A 17,448-nucleotide genomic window follows, 5' to 3' on the forward strand; every position below is an offset into this window, starting at 1 on the left:
ATCGCCCATCCCGGCCGCCGCGCCCTTCCCATCACGCCTCGCGCACGCGGCACGGCCGGACACTGCACCCCGAAGGACACGCTCATGACGTCTCGCCACCCACCCACGCCCGAAAGCCCTGACCGGCGAGCGATCCGCTCCGGTTGAAGGCGCTCGCCGCCGGCATCGGCGTCGTCTTCCTCTCCCCCATCCTGATCGCCGGCACCGGCATGATGCTGGCCTCCTCCGCCGACGCCGTGCAGAGCAGCAGCTCCTTCAGCAGCTGCCTCACCGACATCGACACCGACGAGGTCGCCGAGCAGGTCACCAAGATTCTCGACGGCGCGTCCGGCAAGAACGTCCACGTCGAGGGCCTGGACCTGCCCGCCGAACAAGTCCCCAACGCGGCGACGATCGTGGCCGCCGGCCTCTCGCTCGACGTCCCCAGGAAGGGACAGATCATCGCGCTCGCCACCGCGATGCAGGAGAGCCGGCTGCGCAACCTCAACTACGGGGACCGGGACTCGCTCGGCCTGTTCCAGCAGCGTCCCTCCCAGGGCTGGGGCAGTGCCCAGCAGATCCGCGATCCGGTCTACGCCTCCGAGCAGTTCTACAAGCACTTGCTCAAGGTGAGCGGCTGGCAGCAGATGACCGTCGCCCAGGCCGCCCAAGCCGTGCAGAGATCCGCCTACCCCGACGCGTATGCGCAGTGGGAGAGCCTGGCCACCGCGCTGCAGGATGCCATCGCCAAGACCTTCCCGGGCGGCGGCACCGACGCGGACAGCAAGGACGCAGACCAGGGCGAGCAAGCATCGACCGGCACGAGCGGCTGTGCTCCGGGCCAGGACGGTTCCGGCTTCGGCCGTATCCCCGAGGGAAGCGTCCCGAAGGGCTACGCGATCCCGAAGGACGCCGATCCGAAGGCGCGCAAGGCCATCGAGTGGGCGATGCACCAGCTCGGCACGCTCTACCAGTGGGGCGGCACCTGCACCAACGCGCATGGTCCCGACCCGATGGGCCGCTGCGACTGCTCCAGCCTGATGCAGCAGGCGTACGCACATGCAGGCGTCACGCTCACCCGCACCACGTACACCCAGGTCAACGAGGGCAAGGCGGTTTCGCCAGCCCAACTCAAGCCCGGCGACCTGATCTTCAGCCGCGGTACCGCCGCCCGCCCTGAGCACGTCGGCATGTACATGGGCGAGGGCCTCGTGATCGAGGCGCCGCGCACCACCAAGCCGGTCCGGATCACTCCGATCAAGGACTGGACGATTCTCGCCGCCCGCCGCGTCCTGTGACGCCGTCCGGGGCGCGAGGGCCCCGGCACACCATCTCTGACCGAGATTCCCCTAATCAGTACGGAGCATCTGCTTGATAACCCGCCCCCGCGCCCAGCGTGCCCTCGCGGCAGCCTCTCTGGGCCTGGCCGTCGTCGCCGGCGGCCTGGCCACCGCCTCCACGGCACAGGCGTACGACACCGGCACCACCACCATTAGCTGCAGTGCGGTCAAGGTGCGCAAGGCACCGTCGAAGACGTCCACGGTCTTGGGCATCGGCTACCGGCACGACAAGGTCGTCTACGACCAGTGGGTCTACAAGAAGGTCGAGAAGACCTGGTACACGCGCGGCACCGTCACCCGGAAGTCGGACGGCAAGAAGATCGGCCGCGGTTACATGATCTACAACTGCGCGAACCCGTACAAGACCAACCCCGCTCCGAAGCCGTCGATCCCGAAGTAGGGGTCTCCCACGGCCGGTTCGGCCCCTGAGCCGGCGCGCCTTCGCTGGAAGCACCGGCTCGGTCCGCGGCCTCGGCGCGGCACCTGCTGCGTCCTCGTGCGAGCGATGCCGTCTCTTCGCGGACGCCGCCCGGGCCAGCCGGTTCCTGCACGGTGTCTGCCCTCCCTTTCTACGAGGCGCTGCCTCGTTCCTCCCTTTCCTTCTGTGATTCCCGCGCGCCGGGTTTCGGCGTGCCCAAGGAGCCTCCTTGCCCCTACTCGAAACCGTGCAGTACCTGGCCTACGACCCCGGCATCACGCCCTCGGGCGGTGGCCTGCCCGGCCTGAGCGTGCTGAAGAACGTCGTCAACTCGATCAACTTGTTCGGCATCGTCGCCGTCGTCGGCGCCCTCGCTGTATCGCTCGGAGTGTGGGCCTGGGGCCATCACACGGGCGGTCACCAGGCCGAGGCCAACGGGAAGAAGGGCGCGGTCGTGGCCGCGGGCGCCGCCCTGGGCCTGGGCGCCGCGAACGGCATCGTCGCGTTCTTCTCGACCCTCGGGTCGCAGGTGCACTGATGAAGAAACGACTCCCCTCCCTGTCTTCGTATGGCAGTGGCTGGTCGGCCAACCGGCGCATCGCGATCGTCGCCTCCGCCGTCGCAGCCCTGCTCGCCATCGCCGGGATCGTCGCCCTGCTGACCGGCGGCGGCAACGGCCACGAGGCCCCGGGCACCGCCGCGCCCACCCCGAGTGGCAGCCCGTCCTCCTCCGAGGCCGCCCCCAAGCCTTCCTCCGGATCCGGGTCGGTGTCCCAGCCTCCGCAGATCGCCGAACCGGTCGCCTACGCCAAGGCGGCGGCCCAGATGCTGTGGTCCTACGACACCCGCGACACCAGCCGGGACCAGCAGCTCGCCGGCATGCGTGCCTGGATGACCACGGAGGCCAAGTACGCCGACTGGGCCTCTGTCTCCGGTCAGGTGCCCGATCCGGTGCTGTGGTCGCGGATGGCCGACCAGGATCAGCACGCCACCGCCGGCGTCACCGAGGGCCACTACCCCTCCGCGTTCAAGCAGGCGCTGGCCGACGACCCGTCCGCGATCACCGAGGCGTACATCTACGTCGTCACCGTCAACGGCAAGCAGCAGATCGCCTGGAAGAAGGGCGGCGGCGGAGCCGAGGAACGGGCCGTGACCCTCGCCGTCCAGTGCCGCCCGAATCACGACTGCACCCTGGCCGCCATCGCCCCGAGCGTCACGCAGTGACCCGCGCCTGAGACAAGAAAGGAGGAGTAACTCCCGTTGGGTTTCTGTGATTTCCCCCTGGCAGACAAGCTGTGCGCCGTCGGCGACGCAGTCGATTTCGCCTCGGACCCCGGCAAGGCCATCGGTGACTGGATGGCGAAGTCCGCCGGTGAACTGGCCGCCGCCGCAGCCGATCTGGCCGCCGAGGCCGTCAACACCACCACGAAGGTCGATCTCAACGCGTCGTGGTTCGTCGACAACTACGAGATGCTGCTGCCTCTGGGCCTGGTCCTGCTGGTCGCCACATTCTGCGCACAGCTGGTCCGGGCCGCCATCCGACGCGACGGACAAGCCCTGGCGCAAGCGTTCACCGGCACCATGAGCGGCGTCCTGTTCGCCTTCTGCGCCATCGCCTTCACCACGGTCGCCGTCGAAGTGGTCGATGCCGTCAGCGACGGCCTGTTCAAGACCGCCCACCTGAACATCGAGTCGGCCGTGCGACGCATCGTGAAGGTCAACCAGATCGCGGGCCTGTCCGGGATGGGCTGGCTCGTTGCGGTTGTCGCCGGCCTTGGTGCCGCCGTCGGCGCGTTCCTCTACTGGTGCGTGATGATGGTCCGCAAGGTCGGCATCCTCGTCATGGTCACGCTGGCTGTCTTCGCGTCCGCCGGCGGCGGGTGGGAGGTCGCGCGGCGCTGGCGCAAGGGCTGGATCGAGGCCACCGCCACCCTCGTCGTCTCCAAGCTCCTGATGACCGTGATCTTCGTCCTCGGTATCGCCGCCATGGGCAAAACCGAGGCCAAGGACGGCATCGCCGCTCTGGCCGACGTCATGTCCGGCATCGTGATCATGATCCTGGTGCTGCTGTGCCCGTACGCCGTCTTCAAGTTCGTGCACTGGGCGGCCGATGGGACCGACGGCGAGTCCATCCACCGTGCCGGTGGCGCCGGAGCGCAGATCGCCAAGGCGCATGCCGAGAGGGCCGCCCGTAAGGCCGCCGCGGCAGCGGCCACTGCCGGAACCGGTGGCGCTGCCGCCGGAGCAGGCGCCGCACCGCAGGGGCCCGACGCCGCTGGCGGTGGCGGTTTCCCCGGCGACGTCGCCGCCAACCCGACCGGCGGCGGAGGGGGCAAGGAAGGTTCGCAGGACGGCGGTACGGGCATCTCGCCCGGTGGCGACGCGGTCAAGTCCGGTCTGGAGAAAGCCGTCCAGCCCGCGCCGACGAGCGTGTCCGACGACACCAGCGGCCAGATGGGCGGCAGCCCAGGGCCGGGCGGGCCCGGAGCGAACGCCGCCTCCGGCCAGGGCAGCGGATGGCAGTCCGCGCCGCCGACCACCACCGCGCCGCCGCAGGGCGCACCCCCGCCCTCCAGCGCACAGAACGCCACGTCCAGCGGGTCGGCCTCACCTCCTCCGCCGCCGACCGGCCTCTGATCCCCTGCCCGTCCGCCGGGGGCGGGACGTGCGCTGCACCTCCCGCCCCCGGGTTCCCCCGCGTCTCCAGGACCCGCCCCTTTGACTGATCTCTCCGTCGCCCCGGTCACGGTGAAGTTCCCGCACCGGTCCCGCCGCGGCATCCTCCTCGGCCTCTCCCTGCCCCAACTCATCCTCGTCTCCTGCACACTGGCGCTTCTGCTGATGACGGTGGTCTCCACCGGACTGCTCGGCGCCGTCGCCCTGGCCCCGCTGTGGGCGGCATCCGGTGCGCTCGTCACAATCCGCCGGCACGGCCGCTCCCTCATCGACTGGGCACCGATCGTCGCCCGCTACGCGCACCGCCGCCGCACCGGCCAGACCCTCTGGCTCGCCCGGCCCGTCACCCGGCCCAGGCAGGACGGCATCCTCCACCTGCCCGGCACCACCGCCTCCCTCAAGGTGGTCACCCCCGGCGACTCCGCCAACGGCGCCGCGGCCGTGCACGACCCGCACCAGCAGACTCTGACCGCCATCGCCCGCGTCAGCAGCCGTGCCTTCGCCCTCCTCGACCCGGCGACGCAGAACCACAACGTGAGCAGTTGGGGCCGCGCGCTGGCGGGCATCGCCCGCGCCGGGCACGTCGCCACCGTCCAGGTGCTGGAACGCACCGTCCCCGACTCGGGCGACACCCTCACCCGCCACTGGACCCACAACGGGCATCCCCAGACCCCGGTGGCCGGGCAGATCTACTCCGAGCTGGTCGCCTCGGCCGGCCCCGCCGCCGCCCCGCACGAGACCTATCTCGCCATCTCCCTCGACCTCAAGGCCGCCCGGCGCCTGATCTCGCAGGCCGGCGGAGGGCTGCCCGGGGCGTTCACCGTCATGGAGCAGACTTCCGCGTCCATCGCCCAGGCCGCCCGTAACGCCGGGCTCCAGGTCACCGGGTGGCTGAGCGCGCGGGAGATCGCCGCCGTTATCCGCACCGCCTACGACCCAAAGGCGCTCGCCGCCCTCCAGCAGTGGTCCGAGACCGGCCGCGCCGAGGCCGATCCCGCAGCCGCCGGGCCCGTCGTCCAGTTCGAGGAGTACGACCGTCTCGCCACCGACAGCGCACGGCACGCGACGTACTGGGTGGAGAACTGGCCGAGGACGGAGATGGGGGCCGGGTTCCTGCACGGGATCATGTTCACGGCCGGCGTGCGGCGCAGCCTCTCCCTCATATACGTGCCGCAGGGACTCGAGTCCGCGCTGCGAGACGTCCAGCGGAAGAAGGCGGCGATCATCGCCGACGCCAACGAGAGGGCCCGCCGGGGGCAGGTCGACAGCGAGGAAGACTCCGTCGAGTACGCCGACGTCAAGCAGCGTGAGCGCCAGCTCATCGCCGGACATGCCGACGTGGCCCTGACCGGCCTGGTCACCGTCACCGCCGAGACCGATGCCCTCCTGGACGCCGCCTGCGCACAGATCGAGACCCACGCCGTCACCTCTGGGGTCGATCTGCGACGGCTCAACTATCAGCAGCCGGACGCGTTCGTCCTCACCGCGCTCCCGCTTGCCCGGACCGCCCTGTGAGCCGGGCCCGTCCCCGCCTGTCAGCGCCGTGGCGCCCGCCGCTCTTCGATCATCCGTCACCGCCCCTGCCTGACGGCAGGAAGGACCACCACCTTTGACCACTCCCACGCGTCCGGACGACGCGCATCCCTACCTCCGCGCTGCGAGCGCCGGAGTCCGCCACCACACCCGGGCCCTGGCACCGTCGGACGCGAACCCGCCCCGGCCGGCGGACCGCGTGCACCTTGACGTGCTGCACGCCCACCTCACCGCCCTGCACCAGCTCCTGGACCGGCTCGCCGAAAACACCCGGCCTGCGCACCCCGCCGCCGGCCGCCGCCTCGCCACCGCGCACACCCGCCTCTGGCAGGCCACCAGCGAGGTCCACTCCGCCTTCCACTTGCTGCCCACCCACACTGATGCAGAAGCCGAGTCGAGCGCATGCCATCCAGAGCGGCTGCCCGAGGGACCGCCCGTGCTCACGATCTGCCAGCGCCATCTCGCCGCCGGGCATGTCATCCGCCGCAAGACCACCCCCACCGACCTCCGCCCGCACACCACAGCCTGCGTGCGATGAGCACTACCCGCAGAAACGAGGGCCACCGATGAACCACCGGCCCGCCCGCCGCGCCCGCCGCGCCTCCGCCAGCCCGCTCTTCACCCCCCACGGCACCGACCGCGCCAGCCGCAAGGCCGCCCGTCGCCAGCTCGCCGAGGCCACAGCCAAGGCCCGCGCTAAAGCCAGTGCCCACCAGAGCGAGACCGCGTCCGCCGCGCACGAGATGCCCACCGCGCTCTACCCGGCGAACGGACGTCCCGGACCTGCCTCCGCGCGGGGGAACCGGCTGAAACTGCCTGCCCACCGCATGACCACCGCGGTCGCGGCCGGTGCCTATCCCTTCCTCGCCGAAGGCGGACTCGGCGCCGAGGGCATCTACATCGGGCGCGACGTCCACGCGGAAGCGTCCTTCGTCTTCGATCCGTTCGCGCTGTACGGCAAGGTCGAGGGATTCACCAACCCCAACCTCCTTCTCGCCGGGGTCATCGGCCAGGGCAAGAGCGCCCTCGCCAAGTCCTTCGCGCTGCGTTCGGTGGCCTTCGGATACCGCGTCTACGTGCCGTGTGACCCGAAGGGCGAATGGACGCCGGTGGCACAAGCCCTCGGTGGCCGGTCCGTCGCTCTCGGCCCCGGACTACCCGGACGGCTGAACCCCCTGGACGCGGCCCCGCGACCCGAGAGCGTCTCCGAGGACGACTGGGTTGGCGAGATCCGCAAACGGCGCCTGCTCCTACTCGGCTCCCTGGCCCGGACGGTCCTGGGCCGGGACCTGATGCCCATGGAACACACCGCCCTGGACGTCGCCCTGGACGCCGTCGTCACCCGCGCCGTCCACACTGGCCGCACCCCGCTGCTCGGCGATGTCGCCGCCACCCTCAACAACCCCAGTGCGCTCGACGAGGCCGCCGGGATGATGTCGGGCCAACTCGGCGACGCCGCCCGCGACCTGGCCCACGCCATGCGCCGCCTCGTCCACGGTGACCTGGCCGGCATGTTCGACGCCCCCTCCACCGTCGCCTTCGACCCGAACGCACCGATGCTCACCATCGACCTCTCCCGGCTCGGCGGATCCGGCGACGACACCGCCCTCGTCCTCGCGATGACCTGCGCGAGTGCCTGGATGGAGTCCGCCCTCTCCGACCCGTCCGGCGGCCGGCGCTGGATCGTGTACGACGAGGCGTGGCGGTTGATGCGGCACGTCGGCCTGCTGCAGCGTATGCAGGCCCAGTGGAAGCTCAGCCGCGGCCTCGGCATCGCCAACCTCATGGTGATCCACCGACTGTCCGACCTGCTCACCGCCGGCGACGCCGGATCACAAGGCCGGGCCTTGGCCGAGGGCCTCCTCGCCGACTGCTCCACCCGCATCATCTACCGCCAGGAGACCGACCAACTCCACGCCGCGGCCTCGCTGCTCGGCCTGACCTTCGTCGAAATGGACGCCATCGCCCACCTCAACCGAGGCCGTGGCCTGTGGAAAGTCGCCGGACGATCTTTCATCGTGCAGCACCTCCTGCACACGTACGAGCTGGCACTCTTCGACACCGACGCGCGGATGCATATAAAAGTGGCAAAAGACTCATGAATACTGATATCCGGCGTGAACTGATCCCGCGCGCCACCACGCTCCACCTCATCGACGCGCTCAACGCCGTGAGGGGCAAACTCTCCTGCGCGTTCGAGCAGTGGGAGCTACTGGACGACACCGGTCGCGTCCCGGCCTCGCCGTCCTACACCGCGCTTCTCCAGCACGTCACCGGCGCACAGACGCTCGCCAGTGATGTCGTCCAGCTGACCGAGGACTTCGCCCGGACCACCTCCAGTACGAACCGTGCCGGCAGCACCGTCCTCGCCCATCTGGCGTCGGCGGTCACCCTGTCGAGCCAGGCCGTACCGCACTTCGCCGAGACCGCACAGACCGCGCTCTCACTGCCCCGGCCGTACAGCGAGAACGACAGCTACGTCCGTGACAACCGCATGGTCGTCGAACACGCGACGGCGCGTGCCTGTCTGCGGCGCGCGTCGCAGGCGCTCGGTGACGCAGTCCAGGAACTCACCGACCACCTCGACTTCCACCGCTTCTTCCTCAGGCCCTCCCAGCGCCAGAGCCCGGTGCCGCCGCCCAAACCGGGCGGTCGCCACCTCTGACCCGGACCGGCCCCACCCTTTCAAGGAGTCCTCTGAACCGCCCCGCCCACCTCAGCGACGCCGACTGGGCCGACTACCGGCAGTGCCAGGCCGAGCACGACGACCTCATCGCACAAGTCGCCGAACGCGAAGCCCAGATGGAACACGACCTGATCGCCGCCTACGACGACTACGAACTCGATTTCACTCCCGTGCCGAAGCCCGAAGTCGACCCCGCACGCCGGACACCTCCGTCCCACCACGCGCCGGCCTCCCGCAGGAGGAACCGTGGCCGCTGACCAGGAGAACACTCCAGAGGCCCGCCGCGCGGCTGCGCTCGCACCGCTTCCCGACCATCGCAACGTGGACACCCCGTGGTGGCAGGAGCTTTGGCGCCGCCACGCGCATATCACCACGCCACTGCGAGAGCGCGGGCTGGAGTGCGACATCGAGTTCGGCCTCAGCGCCTACATCGTGCGCGTATCGCTCCCCGACGGCAGTTGCCTGATCATCGGTCCGCCGCAGGAGCCTCCCTCCGACCGCCCGCCGGGAAATCCGGAGGGCTGGATCGCGACCCGCGAGCACCCCGACAACCCGTCGCTGTTCGAGGTCCTCTACGACTCGGCGCCCTCCGACGACCCCGGTGCACCCCAGCGGCCCGAAGCCCGGCACGGCGGCAGCGCACAGCCCCTGATCGAGTCGATCGACTATCGCCTCGCGCAGCTCGGACTACTGCCAACTCCCTTCTCGCCCACGGCCCGTACCCCCGTGTCCGCAGCCGAGCCGGCGCTCCGCACCCCCGAGCCCGCGGACGTCTCCGGCAACGCGGACCGCGCCTTCGTCTACGGCGACGTACTCCTCGCTCTCACCGACCGGCTCAACGCCACCGAGTCACCTCCGGACGCCGCCGCCCTGCTGCACCAGATCCTGGACCCCACCAGCGGCCTGCTGGAACGGCTCGGCGAGTTCTTCGAAGCAGCCGCGGAAAAGGCCAAGGAATCCGAGCAGGACGACGGATTCGACCTCCACTACGACCTTCAGGACGCGGCGGCCACCCTGCGCAGTCTCGGCGAGGACCTGCACACTGCTGTCGACCGCATGCGTGCCCTGGCCCCCGCGCGCCGGACCACCCGGGCCGGTCTCCCGCCGGGCCCGAGCCCGGGGCCACCGACGGCGACCACCCCCGTGCCCGGCCGCACCCGGTGAACCAGGCACACCCGACGCTCACTGCGCCCTCGCCCGGCTCAAAGACCAGGAACGTGCTGCCTTCCCGGGATGACGAGGTCCACCAGCCGCGGGCCCCACTTCGTGGGCTTCCGCCCGGCCAGCAGGTGGCCCGGACTGCGGTCGGCGTCGCCTCCGGGGAGGTACATGGTGCGCTATCTCGGCACTCCCTCGGGGCCTGAGATTCGGGCCGCGATGAGCGCCGGACGCATCGGCTGTATGACCACCCCGGCGCAAGGCAGTCGGATCCCCGAGGGTGCGCTGTATGCCTGTGACAACTCGAAGTTCGGCAGCGACGGCAAGGGCCGGTACTGGCCAGGAGCCCAAGCATGGTTCGCCTGGCTGCACCGGACCGTTGAACGGTACGGGCCGGATCGCTGCCTGTGGGCGCTCGCCCCGGACCAGCCGTTCGACGCCGCCGGCACCCTCACCGAGTCCCTGCCGTGGCTGGCCCGCATCCGTAACCTGGGCGTGCCCGCGGCCTACGCGGCCCAGGACGGCTGCGATACACCCGGGCTGCTGCCCTGGGACGACTTCGACGTCCTGTTCCTGGCCGGATCGACCGAGTGGAAACTCGGCCCCGTCGCCGAACGGCTGGCCCGCGAGGCGAAGGCCCGCGGCAAAGGCGTGCACATGGGCCGCGTCAACTCCCGGATCAGGCTGGGGATAGCCGAGTGGTTCGGCTGCGACAGCGCCGACGGCACCTACCTCGCGTTCGGGCCCGACAAGAACCTGCCCAAACTCCTGACCTGGCTCGACGAACTCGACGGCCGCCCCTCCCTCATCGGCGGCACACACCCCTTCGCCGCCCCCGACGCTCCGTCGACGACTCCGCCTCCGCGAGCAGACCTCCGACGACGTGTACCGCCAGGTCACGAGGCTGCCATGAGATCGAAGACATACCCGCCCACGGCGACAAGCGATGTAGCCCCCGCCCTCCCGACACCACGAGGTCCCCGTGCCAGAACCCGCTGAACAGTCGACGCCGCACCGGTCGCAGCAGCACCTCGAACTGCGCAGTACCTCCGAGCCCCTCGAACTGCTCGACCACACCGGCCACGTCCCGGACGATGGTGGGTCACCGGCCGGAGCCTCATCGTCCGACATCAACTCCACTCGCACGAGCCTGGCGTTGTTCGACACTGACGGACCTGCAGACAAGCCCATGCCCGCCATTAGCCTCGGCGATCACGACCAGATCGGTGTCATCGCCCTCACCAGCAACGACGCCCCCGCTGCAGCCCACACCCTTCTTACTGACCACGGTTTTTGGCGCCCACGAGGCGTCTTCGGCTCCATCCTGATCCAGGACAGGTACGACCACGACGTTCCGGCCCGGCTCACGCGGTTCCTCGCCGATGCCGACCGACAAGGCATCGGCGTGGAATACCACCTGCCCCGCATCTTCGCGGACGCCGGTGCTCCCGCTGCGGGCAAGCGCGTCGAAGACCTGTGGCGCGACAACCAGCAACGGGAGTACCGGCGTTCACAGCGTGAGGCCGTCCGCATCGCCACCTCCGGCAGCGATCTGGAGTCCCTCGCCCATGGCCTGTGTCACCGTCTGCCCGGCGAATGGGTTTCCTGCATCACCGACTTCGCCGATCCGGACAGCCAGCTCGACTTCTTCGACGACCTGTGGGACAACGCGTCTTTGGCCAGTGCCTGGATGCAATTCCGCGTTCCCCGCGCCGCGATCCTCACCGGCCCCAACCGCCTTGAGCTCGTCGTGATCGACCGCCCGCTGCATCGCGGGCAGGTCCTCGTCGGCGCGCGATCTCTGCACGGCATCACCCACGACTACTTCGGCGACGACAACGCCCCGCACGCGATCGCAGTCCCCGCCGAGGCAGTCCGCGCCGCGCACACGGTCTCCCGGCGGCTCCTGCCCCGCTACCGCCAGGCCGCCCGGCGCCTCAGGAACCCATGACCGCGTCCCGCACCGACCTGTCCGCCTTCGCCGCCGCCCCGCCCGCCCATAGCAGCGCCCGGCATACAGCCGACGGCGGGCACGCCGTCCTCAGCACGGCGGTAGACGCCCCCGCCCATCCTGGAGTTCCCGCTGTCCGATCCTGACCAGCGGATGCTGCTGCACGACGTGGCCGACCGGCTCAACGCCGTGGCCGACCACCTCCCGCTCCCCGACCAGATCCAACCGGATCCGGCCCTGAGCGAGATCCTGGACGACGAAGTCCGCCACCTGGCCAGCCTGCTGACCTACCTCGTCGGCGAGAGCGCCTTCCGCCACCGGGCCGCCGCCCGCTACCCGACCCGCGTCACGGCCACCCACCGCCGCACCACGCTCGCGCTCGCCCAAGCGGCCGAGCCCACCAGTGCCGCGCTCGCCGCCCTCGGCTCGGCCGTGCATCACCTCGGCCTCCTCGCCGAACTCACCCACCAAGCACCTGGTCCCGCCCGCACCCGGGCGATCGCCTCCACGTACCCGGGTCTCGTGGACCGGCTCGGTGAGAGCCGCACCTGCCTCGCCCGCGCCGCGAAGCAACTACGTGCCGCCGCCGACACCCGGGCGACACCGGCCGTGACCGCGCCGTCCCCGCTGACGGCATCCGCCACCGCATCCCGTACCCGCTAATCCGCTATTTCCCGGAGCCTCCTGATTCCCCTGCACACCTCCGCACGCCGTACCGCCCTCCTGCTCATGGCCGTATCCGTCACGCTGACCGCGTCCGCCTGCGCCACTTCCGTCAGCCCGGATGCCGACACCACAGCCAGGGCCACCCGCAGCAGCGCCTCCCCCACCCCGACCGCCGAGCCGGCGCTGACGAAGAAGGAGGCCCTCGCCCAGATCGCCCACTACTCCAAGATCAACAACGAAGCCAACACCGACCGCGACCGGCACCTGCTCGACACGGTCGAGGACGGCCCGCTGTACGCGATGTCCATCTCGGACTACACCGAGACCGAGGGGCTTCCCGCAGCGGACCGCAAGCCGTACAAGCCGTGGTCCTACGACGCGGCAAACGCCGAGCTGTACATCCCGCGCCTGGAAGCGGGGCAGGATCGCTGGTTCGCCGCCGCGCTCTCGGATCAGAAGGGCAAGGCACCCTCGCGTCTGGCAGTGTTCGCCGAACGCCCCCAGCACAAGCGCTGGGAGATGGTCTCCGTCGTCGACCTAGACAGCGAGAAACTGCCGGACATCGCCCTTGACCGGGACGGGTACGCGACGGCCGTTCCCGCCGCCGGCAACAAGCAGCTGGCAGCGGACGCCGACCTGCTGCGCGCAGCCGTGCTCGACAACTTCGCCACCGGAGGCACGGACACCGGGACGAAGGTCTTCGCGCCGACCAAGGCGAGCAAGCGGCAGATCGAGGTTCACGACCAGACCGGCACCCGCTACGGGAACCAGGGCACCACCGTCTTCGCCGGCGCCGCCAACCGCTACACGGACGCCTACGCCCTCAAGACCACCGACGGCGGCGCGTTGATCCTCTTCTCCCACACGCACACCCAGACCGACGCCGTCGCGTACTCCGGCCTGCAGATCAACCCCGGCAAGGACGACCGGGCCTGGCTCCACGACGTGCCCCGCACCTCCATCACGTACACGTTCGTGTGCAACGACGCCGCCACCGTCCCCGCGAAGGCCGAGACGTCCCGACTGATCGGCTACACCTGCGCCCGGACCGACGCCTCCGGCCCCCCGGTCGCCTCCTGACCGGACCGCGTGCAAACGCCCCGCCCCTGACGGGCCGCGCGCCCCTGGTGGTCGCCCGACGTCCCCGCTTCCTTGCTCGATCCGGAGAACTCCCTGTCCACACGTTCCTTCATCGCCCGCCCCACCACCGGTACGGGATACAGCGGCATCCACGTCCAGCTCGACGGCGTACCCAGCCACCACCTGCCGCTGCTCCTGACCGCCTACCAGTACAAGTTCGGACACGACGTGGAAGCCATGTCCCGTCACCTCATCGACGACGTCGCCGTCGGCTGGGACGAGCTGGGCACCGACCTCCTCGACGGCGCCCCGCCCTCGCTCGTGGCCGCGCTGACCGGCGGCGAGCAGTGGCCCAGCCGTAACCTCGACCACCTGATCACCCCGGACGGCTCCCCGCCGCGGCGCATGTCGGTCACCGACGAGACCGCAGACGAGCAGGACATGCAGTGGGGGTACATCCTGCACAAGGAGGGCATCGAGGTGATCAGCCTCCTCCACGAGGACATCGGCCCGGTCGTGGACTGGGCCATCGACCCGCGCACCGCCTTCAACGACCACCCGGCGGCCTGGTCCTCCCTCGACCCCGCACCGGTTATCCGGGCATCGCGCAGCACGCCGCCCCCGGGCGCTCCCGCTGCATCCCCGGCGAAGGCCCACGCCCCGCGTCCCGCCACGCGCCGCTAGTCCACTCTCGCTTCCCGGAGCCTCCCCTGCCCTCGCACGCCCTGCCCCTGATCACCGTCGTCATCGCCAGCCGCCTGCGCGAAGACCGGCTCGACTACCTGACCGCTATGCACGCCAGCCTCACCCGGCAGTCCGTGCCGTGGGAGGCCGTGATCGCGCTCGACGGCGCCTCGCCGGACCGCCTGCCCGACCCGCTCGCGCAGGACTCCCGCGTCCGCACGCTTGCTCTGCCTCGCCCGGTCGGCGCCGCCTGCGCCCGGAACCTGGCCCTCGCCCATGTCCGCACCCGGTACACCAACTGGGCAGATGACGATGATGAGTTCACCGACGACGCCATGTCCGTACGGCTGAACATCCTGGAATCGACGGGAGTCGGCTGGTGCGCGGGATGGAGCAAGGACCTGCACCCCGACGGCTCGACCGCCCTGTGGCGATGCCCCACCCCGCCCGGCCGGCACGAGGCCGGCGACGTGTGGACGTACTGGAAGCACCCGGCGGACACCATCCCCATCGGGCCGACCACCATCCTCGCCCGCACCGACCTGGTGCGCGCCGCTCCGATGGGCGGGCTCGTCCAGGGCGAGGACTACTGCGCCGCCCTCGGCGTCACCAGCCTCGGCCCCGGGATCCTGCTTCCCCTGCCGGTCTACCGGTACCGCAAACACCCTGGCCAGATGACCCGCCAGGACGCCTATGACGTCCTGGAGCCGGAGGCTCGGCGGCATGCGTGGAACTACGGACGCGGCCTGCGAGCCGCGCTCCGCGCCCGGGAGACAAGCGCTGCGGCCGGGGCGGTCTGATGTCTTCCTCCGTCACTCCGGCCACATTCGACTACCTGGCCAGGCGTCTGGAGGAACTGGCCGCCTCATTCCCCACCAGCCCCGACGCCGTCAACCTGATCACGCTCACCGACGACATCGGCGTGCTGGCCCACCATCTGCAGCACACCATCGAACACGCGCAGGAACGGTTCACCACACCGCAGACGGTCTACCCGCCCGAACGCGTCGCCCTGGTCCAGCTCGCCCAGGCCGCCGCCGGTATCACGCGAGGTCTGGACACACTCGCCGAAGCCCTGACCTACGCCACGACCGGCTTCCAGCGCGAGGCCGTGGAGGATCTCGCCCACTCGCCTCTGCGCAACGACCCCGAAGTCCTGCGGATCATGACGGCCGAGAAGTACGTCGCGGCCCGCGCACGCCTGCACCACACCGCCGCCGCCCTGCGCGCGACCTCCACCCCGGCACCGTCTGGGCCGTCCACACCGCGCACGACAGGCCCACGGGCCCAGCCAGTTACCGCCGCCCAGCCACGGCAGCCGAACCGCCGCTGAACGACACCAGCAGACCCCGCGATGCCCCGACCCCTCTTGCCGAGATCCGGCTCGCCTACAGCCGCGCCGCCGCCTTGGCCGCCATCGCCGAAGCAGTAGCAGTAGCAGTAGCAGTGGGCAAACACTGCCTTGGACCAGGCCGAATTCACCAAACGGGATGACGCAAGCGACAGCATGCCCGGCCCCGACGTTCGGCCAGCCCTCCCCGGCGGACCCGCCCCCTTGAAGCCAGCCCGGCGTACCACGACCCATCCGCCGTCCCCTCGCCGCTGACCAGCAGAAAGAAGGGATCCTTCTCTGTCCGACCACTTCCGCTTCCGTGCCCATCCCGAACACGGTTTCGTCGCCACCGCCGCACCGAGCTTCACCCCTCACCTGGCCGAGTGGTTCCTCGTCCGCGAGCAGTTCGAACCCGTCCCCTTTTCGCCGGGCCTGTACCGGCTCACCGAGCCGGAACGCGATGGGCTGCGCCGTACCCGCCAAGCCGTCCACGACCTGCGCAGCCTCGGCTACAGCGTGCAGGCCGACATTCGCCTCGACCCGTCCCTCTCCGCCGGCCCACCACGCCCGGACCGGCCGAACGGGCTCCAGGAGCGCCGCAGCCGTCTCGCCCAAGCAGCAGCCGGCCGAACGACGCAGCGCGCCACACCGCCCACTACTTCCCCGCCCTCGGCCCGACCGATCCCGCCGAAGCCCACCTACGCACCGACCGTCCACCTGACGGCCTCGGGCAGTGGACGGTCCCGATGACACCCGCGAGCAATCCGACCCCGGACGGCTCCGTCCCGGTGACACCGGAACTCACGGACGGTGCACGCAACTTCCGGCTGCGGATGGCGGTCATCGACCGCGAGAGCGAGGTCGCGCTCGACATGACATGCGACCGCTACGGCCGCACCGTCCACGCAGGCGCCGCGGCAGCCGCACGAGCCCACCGCAACAAGGCGGCGGTGGAGGCGTACACCACACACCTCGCCCCGCACGCCGATGCTCTGCTCGAAGCCGCCCGCCATGCGCTGGACGAGCTGCCACCCGCCCGGCACCTTGCCGGCTGGCGGGCCGTGCTGAACGGCCTGGCCGCCTCCACCACCGAGATCCGCCGGGCCCTCGACCGGCCGGACACCCCCGGCTCCTCGGCCGAACGCGCGCAGCACTCGGCCCTGTGGCCGCACCTCGCCGCCTGGGCGGATCACAGCTTCATCGCCAGCGACCTCGCCGACCAGACCAAGCACCACCACAGGGCCCCACTGACCGGCAAGGAACAGCAGACGTGGACGGAGAGGGCACAGGCCGCGCAGCAGCTCGGCGAGCTGGAGCTGACCGAGTCGTGGTACGCCGCCGACGGGCAGCCGATCACCCTCGCCCACCTCATCGAGAATGACGACTCGACGCTGGTCGCGCTGCGAGGTGACCCGGACGCACCCGGCTGGCAGGTGATCGGGCACTACGCCCACGAATACGAGGCAGGAAAAGCACTGCCCGCCCCGGTCCCGCCCGGTGTGCTGCGCGCGGACGTCTCCCGGTTCAACCGCCCAGTGCCGGTCCCGGAGGTGTCGCTGCAGGAACTCATCCGCGACGTCGTCGAAGGCCAGACCGCAGGAGACGCCTCCGAAGCTCTCCTCGGCGCCGTCCAGCGCGGCTACACCCCGGGCCCGATGGTCCGTCTCCAGGAACTCCTGGAAACAAGCAGCCAGTTCGCCAGCGCGCTGGAGACCGTGCAGGGCCGCCAGATCGCCGCCCGCCTCTCGGCGCTGGGCCGGCAGATCGAGTTCCTCACCCACGAAGTCGAGGAGACGGCCCAGGACCTCGGCGCGACCGTCGCCGTCCTGCCGCCGCACCGCACCCCCGTGCCGCGCGTCCGCCCGCGTCCGGCCGTGGACACCGCACCACCCACGCCGCCACCCCGCGCCATCACGCCCGCCCACCACCGCTAAGCACCGAGAA

The 17,448-nt window shown here is 70.7% G+C and carries 19 protein-coding genes; all 19 read left to right on the forward strand.

Features of this window, described 5'->3' with window-relative positions:
* Positions 1–143: 143 nt before the first annotated feature.
* On the forward strand, positions 144–1,277 hold the full coding sequence (locus tag OHB00_RS18790; protein ID WP_406436047.1) for a C40 family peptidase: 1,134 nt from the start codon (positions 144–146) through the stop codon (positions 1,275–1,277).
* A 73-nt stretch (positions 1,278–1,350) separates the two neighbouring features.
* Positions 1,351–1,719, forward strand: coding sequence for a hypothetical protein (locus OHB00_RS18795; protein ID WP_406436048.1), 369 nt, complete (start codon positions 1,351–1,353; stop codon positions 1,717–1,719).
* A 247-nt stretch (positions 1,720–1,966) separates the two neighbouring features.
* Positions 1,967–2,275 carry a DUF6112 family protein gene (locus OHB00_RS18800; RefSeq protein ID WP_406436049.1) on the forward strand — a complete coding sequence of 103 codons (309 nt, stop codon included), beginning with the start codon at positions 1,967–1,969 and terminating at the stop codon, positions 2,273–2,275.
* Positions 2,275–2,961 carry a hypothetical protein gene (locus OHB00_RS18805; RefSeq protein WP_406436050.1) on the forward strand — a complete coding sequence of 229 codons (687 nt, stop codon included), beginning with the start codon at positions 2,275–2,277 and terminating at the stop codon, positions 2,959–2,961. The genes OHB00_RS18800 and OHB00_RS18805 overlap by 1 nt, the downstream gene beginning before the upstream one ends.
* Before the next feature lie 36 nt (positions 2,962–2,997).
* Complete coding sequence (locus OHB00_RS18810; protein ID WP_406436051.1) at positions 2,998–4,374, forward strand: ATP-binding protein; 1,377 nt, start codon at positions 2,998–3,000, stop codon at positions 4,372–4,374.
* An 81-nt stretch (positions 4,375–4,455) separates the two neighbouring features.
* Complete coding sequence (locus tag OHB00_RS18815) at positions 4,456–5,928, forward strand: SCO6880 family protein (RefSeq protein ID WP_406436052.1); 1,473 nt, start codon at positions 4,456–4,458, stop codon at positions 5,926–5,928.
* A 94-nt stretch (positions 5,929–6,022) separates the two neighbouring features.
* Complete coding sequence (locus OHB00_RS18820) at positions 6,023–6,484, forward strand: DUF6238 family protein (RefSeq protein WP_200747075.1); 462 nt, start codon at positions 6,023–6,025, stop codon at positions 6,482–6,484.
* 28 nt (positions 6,485–6,512) lie between these two features.
* The gene (locus tag OHB00_RS18825) at positions 6,513–8,048 is read left to right on the forward strand and encodes a VirB4 family type IV secretion system protein (protein WP_406436053.1); all 1,536 of its coding nucleotides are present in this window, start codon (positions 6,513–6,515) and stop codon (positions 8,046–8,048) included.
* Complete coding sequence (locus tag OHB00_RS18830) at positions 8,045–8,611, forward strand: hypothetical protein (RefSeq protein WP_406436054.1); 567 nt, start codon at positions 8,045–8,047, stop codon at positions 8,609–8,611. The genes OHB00_RS18825 and OHB00_RS18830 overlap by 4 nt, the downstream gene beginning before the upstream one ends.
* A gap of 267 nt (positions 8,612–8,878) precedes the next feature.
* Positions 8,879–9,796, forward strand: a complete 918-nt coding sequence (locus OHB00_RS18835) for a hypothetical protein (protein WP_406436055.1) — start codon at positions 8,879–8,881, stop codon at positions 9,794–9,796.
* A gap of 213 nt (positions 9,797–10,009) precedes the next feature.
* Positions 10,010–10,789 carry a hypothetical protein gene (locus OHB00_RS18840; RefSeq protein ID WP_406436056.1) on the forward strand — a complete coding sequence of 260 codons (780 nt, stop codon included), beginning with the start codon at positions 10,010–10,012 and terminating at the stop codon, positions 10,787–10,789.
* A 190-nt stretch (positions 10,790–10,979) separates the two neighbouring features.
* The gene (locus OHB00_RS18845; RefSeq protein WP_406436057.1) at positions 10,980–11,741 is read left to right on the forward strand and encodes a hypothetical protein; all 762 of its coding nucleotides are present in this window, start codon (positions 10,980–10,982) and stop codon (positions 11,739–11,741) included.
* 153 nt (positions 11,742–11,894) lie between these two features.
* Positions 11,895–12,404 carry a hypothetical protein gene (locus tag OHB00_RS18850; RefSeq protein WP_406436058.1) on the forward strand — a complete coding sequence of 170 codons (510 nt, stop codon included), beginning with the start codon at positions 11,895–11,897 and terminating at the stop codon, positions 12,402–12,404.
* A gap of 66 nt (positions 12,405–12,470) precedes the next feature.
* Positions 12,471–13,487 carry a hypothetical protein gene (locus OHB00_RS18855; protein WP_406436059.1) on the forward strand — a complete coding sequence of 339 codons (1,017 nt, stop codon included), beginning with the start codon at positions 12,471–12,473 and terminating at the stop codon, positions 13,485–13,487.
* A 111-nt stretch (positions 13,488–13,598) separates the two neighbouring features.
* The gene (locus OHB00_RS18860; protein WP_406445853.1) at positions 13,599–14,171 is read left to right on the forward strand and encodes a hypothetical protein; all 573 of its coding nucleotides are present in this window, start codon (positions 13,599–13,601) and stop codon (positions 14,169–14,171) included.
* Between the two features lie 47 nt (positions 14,172–14,218).
* Entirely contained in the window at positions 14,219–14,971 is a 753-nt protein-coding gene (locus OHB00_RS18865) for a glycosyltransferase family 2 protein (protein ID WP_406445855.1), read from the forward strand.
* Positions 14,971–15,504 carry a hypothetical protein gene (locus tag OHB00_RS18870; protein ID WP_406436060.1) on the forward strand — a complete coding sequence of 178 codons (534 nt, stop codon included), beginning with the start codon at positions 14,971–14,973 and terminating at the stop codon, positions 15,502–15,504. Before OHB00_RS18865 ends, OHB00_RS18870 begins: the two co-directional genes overlap by 1 nt.
* Before the next feature lie 297 nt (positions 15,505–15,801).
* A complete protein-coding gene (locus tag OHB00_RS18875) occupies positions 15,802–16,254 on the forward strand; it encodes a hypothetical protein (protein ID WP_406445857.1) in 453 nt (150 codons plus the stop codon).
* Positions 16,251–17,438 carry a hypothetical protein gene (locus OHB00_RS18880; protein ID WP_406436061.1) on the forward strand — a complete coding sequence of 396 codons (1,188 nt, stop codon included), beginning with the start codon at positions 16,251–16,253 and terminating at the stop codon, positions 17,436–17,438. Before OHB00_RS18875 ends, OHB00_RS18880 begins: the two co-directional genes overlap by 4 nt.
* Positions 17,439–17,448: the final 10 nt, after the last annotated feature.

The sequence above is a fragment of the Streptomyces sp. NBC_00631 genome (genome assembly GCF_045206895.1).
Lineage (GTDB): Bacteria > Actinomycetota > Actinomycetes > Streptomycetales > Streptomycetaceae > Streptomyces.

Coding starts and splice junctions, on each gene's coding strand:
- OHB00_RS18805 (WP_406436050.1), top strand. CDS start 2,275: ATGAAGAAACGACTCCCCTCCCTGTCTTCGTATGGCAGTGGCTGGTCG.
- OHB00_RS18825 (WP_406436053.1), top strand. CDS start 6,513: ATGAACCACCGGCCCGCCCGCCGCGCCCGCCGCGCCTCCGCCAGCCCG.
- OHB00_RS18830 (WP_406436054.1), top strand. CDS start 8,045: ATGAATACTGATATCCGGCGTGAACTGATCCCGCGCGCCACCACGCTC.
- OHB00_RS18840 (WP_406436056.1), top strand. CDS start 10,010: ATGAGCGCCGGACGCATCGGCTGTATGACCACCCCGGCGCAAGGCAGT.
- OHB00_RS18845 (WP_406436057.1), top strand. CDS start 10,980: ATGCCCGCCATTAGCCTCGGCGATCACGACCAGATCGGTGTCATCGCC.
- OHB00_RS18850 (WP_406436058.1), top strand. CDS start 11,895: ATGCTGCTGCACGACGTGGCCGACCGGCTCAACGCCGTGGCCGACCAC.
- OHB00_RS18855 (WP_406436059.1), top strand. CDS start 12,471: ATGGCCGTATCCGTCACGCTGACCGCGTCCGCCTGCGCCACTTCCGTC.
- OHB00_RS18870 (WP_406436060.1), top strand. CDS start 14,971: ATGTCTTCCTCCGTCACTCCGGCCACATTCGACTACCTGGCCAGGCGT.
- OHB00_RS18880 (WP_406436061.1), top strand. CDS start 16,251: ATGACACCCGCGAGCAATCCGACCCCGGACGGCTCCGTCCCGGTGACA.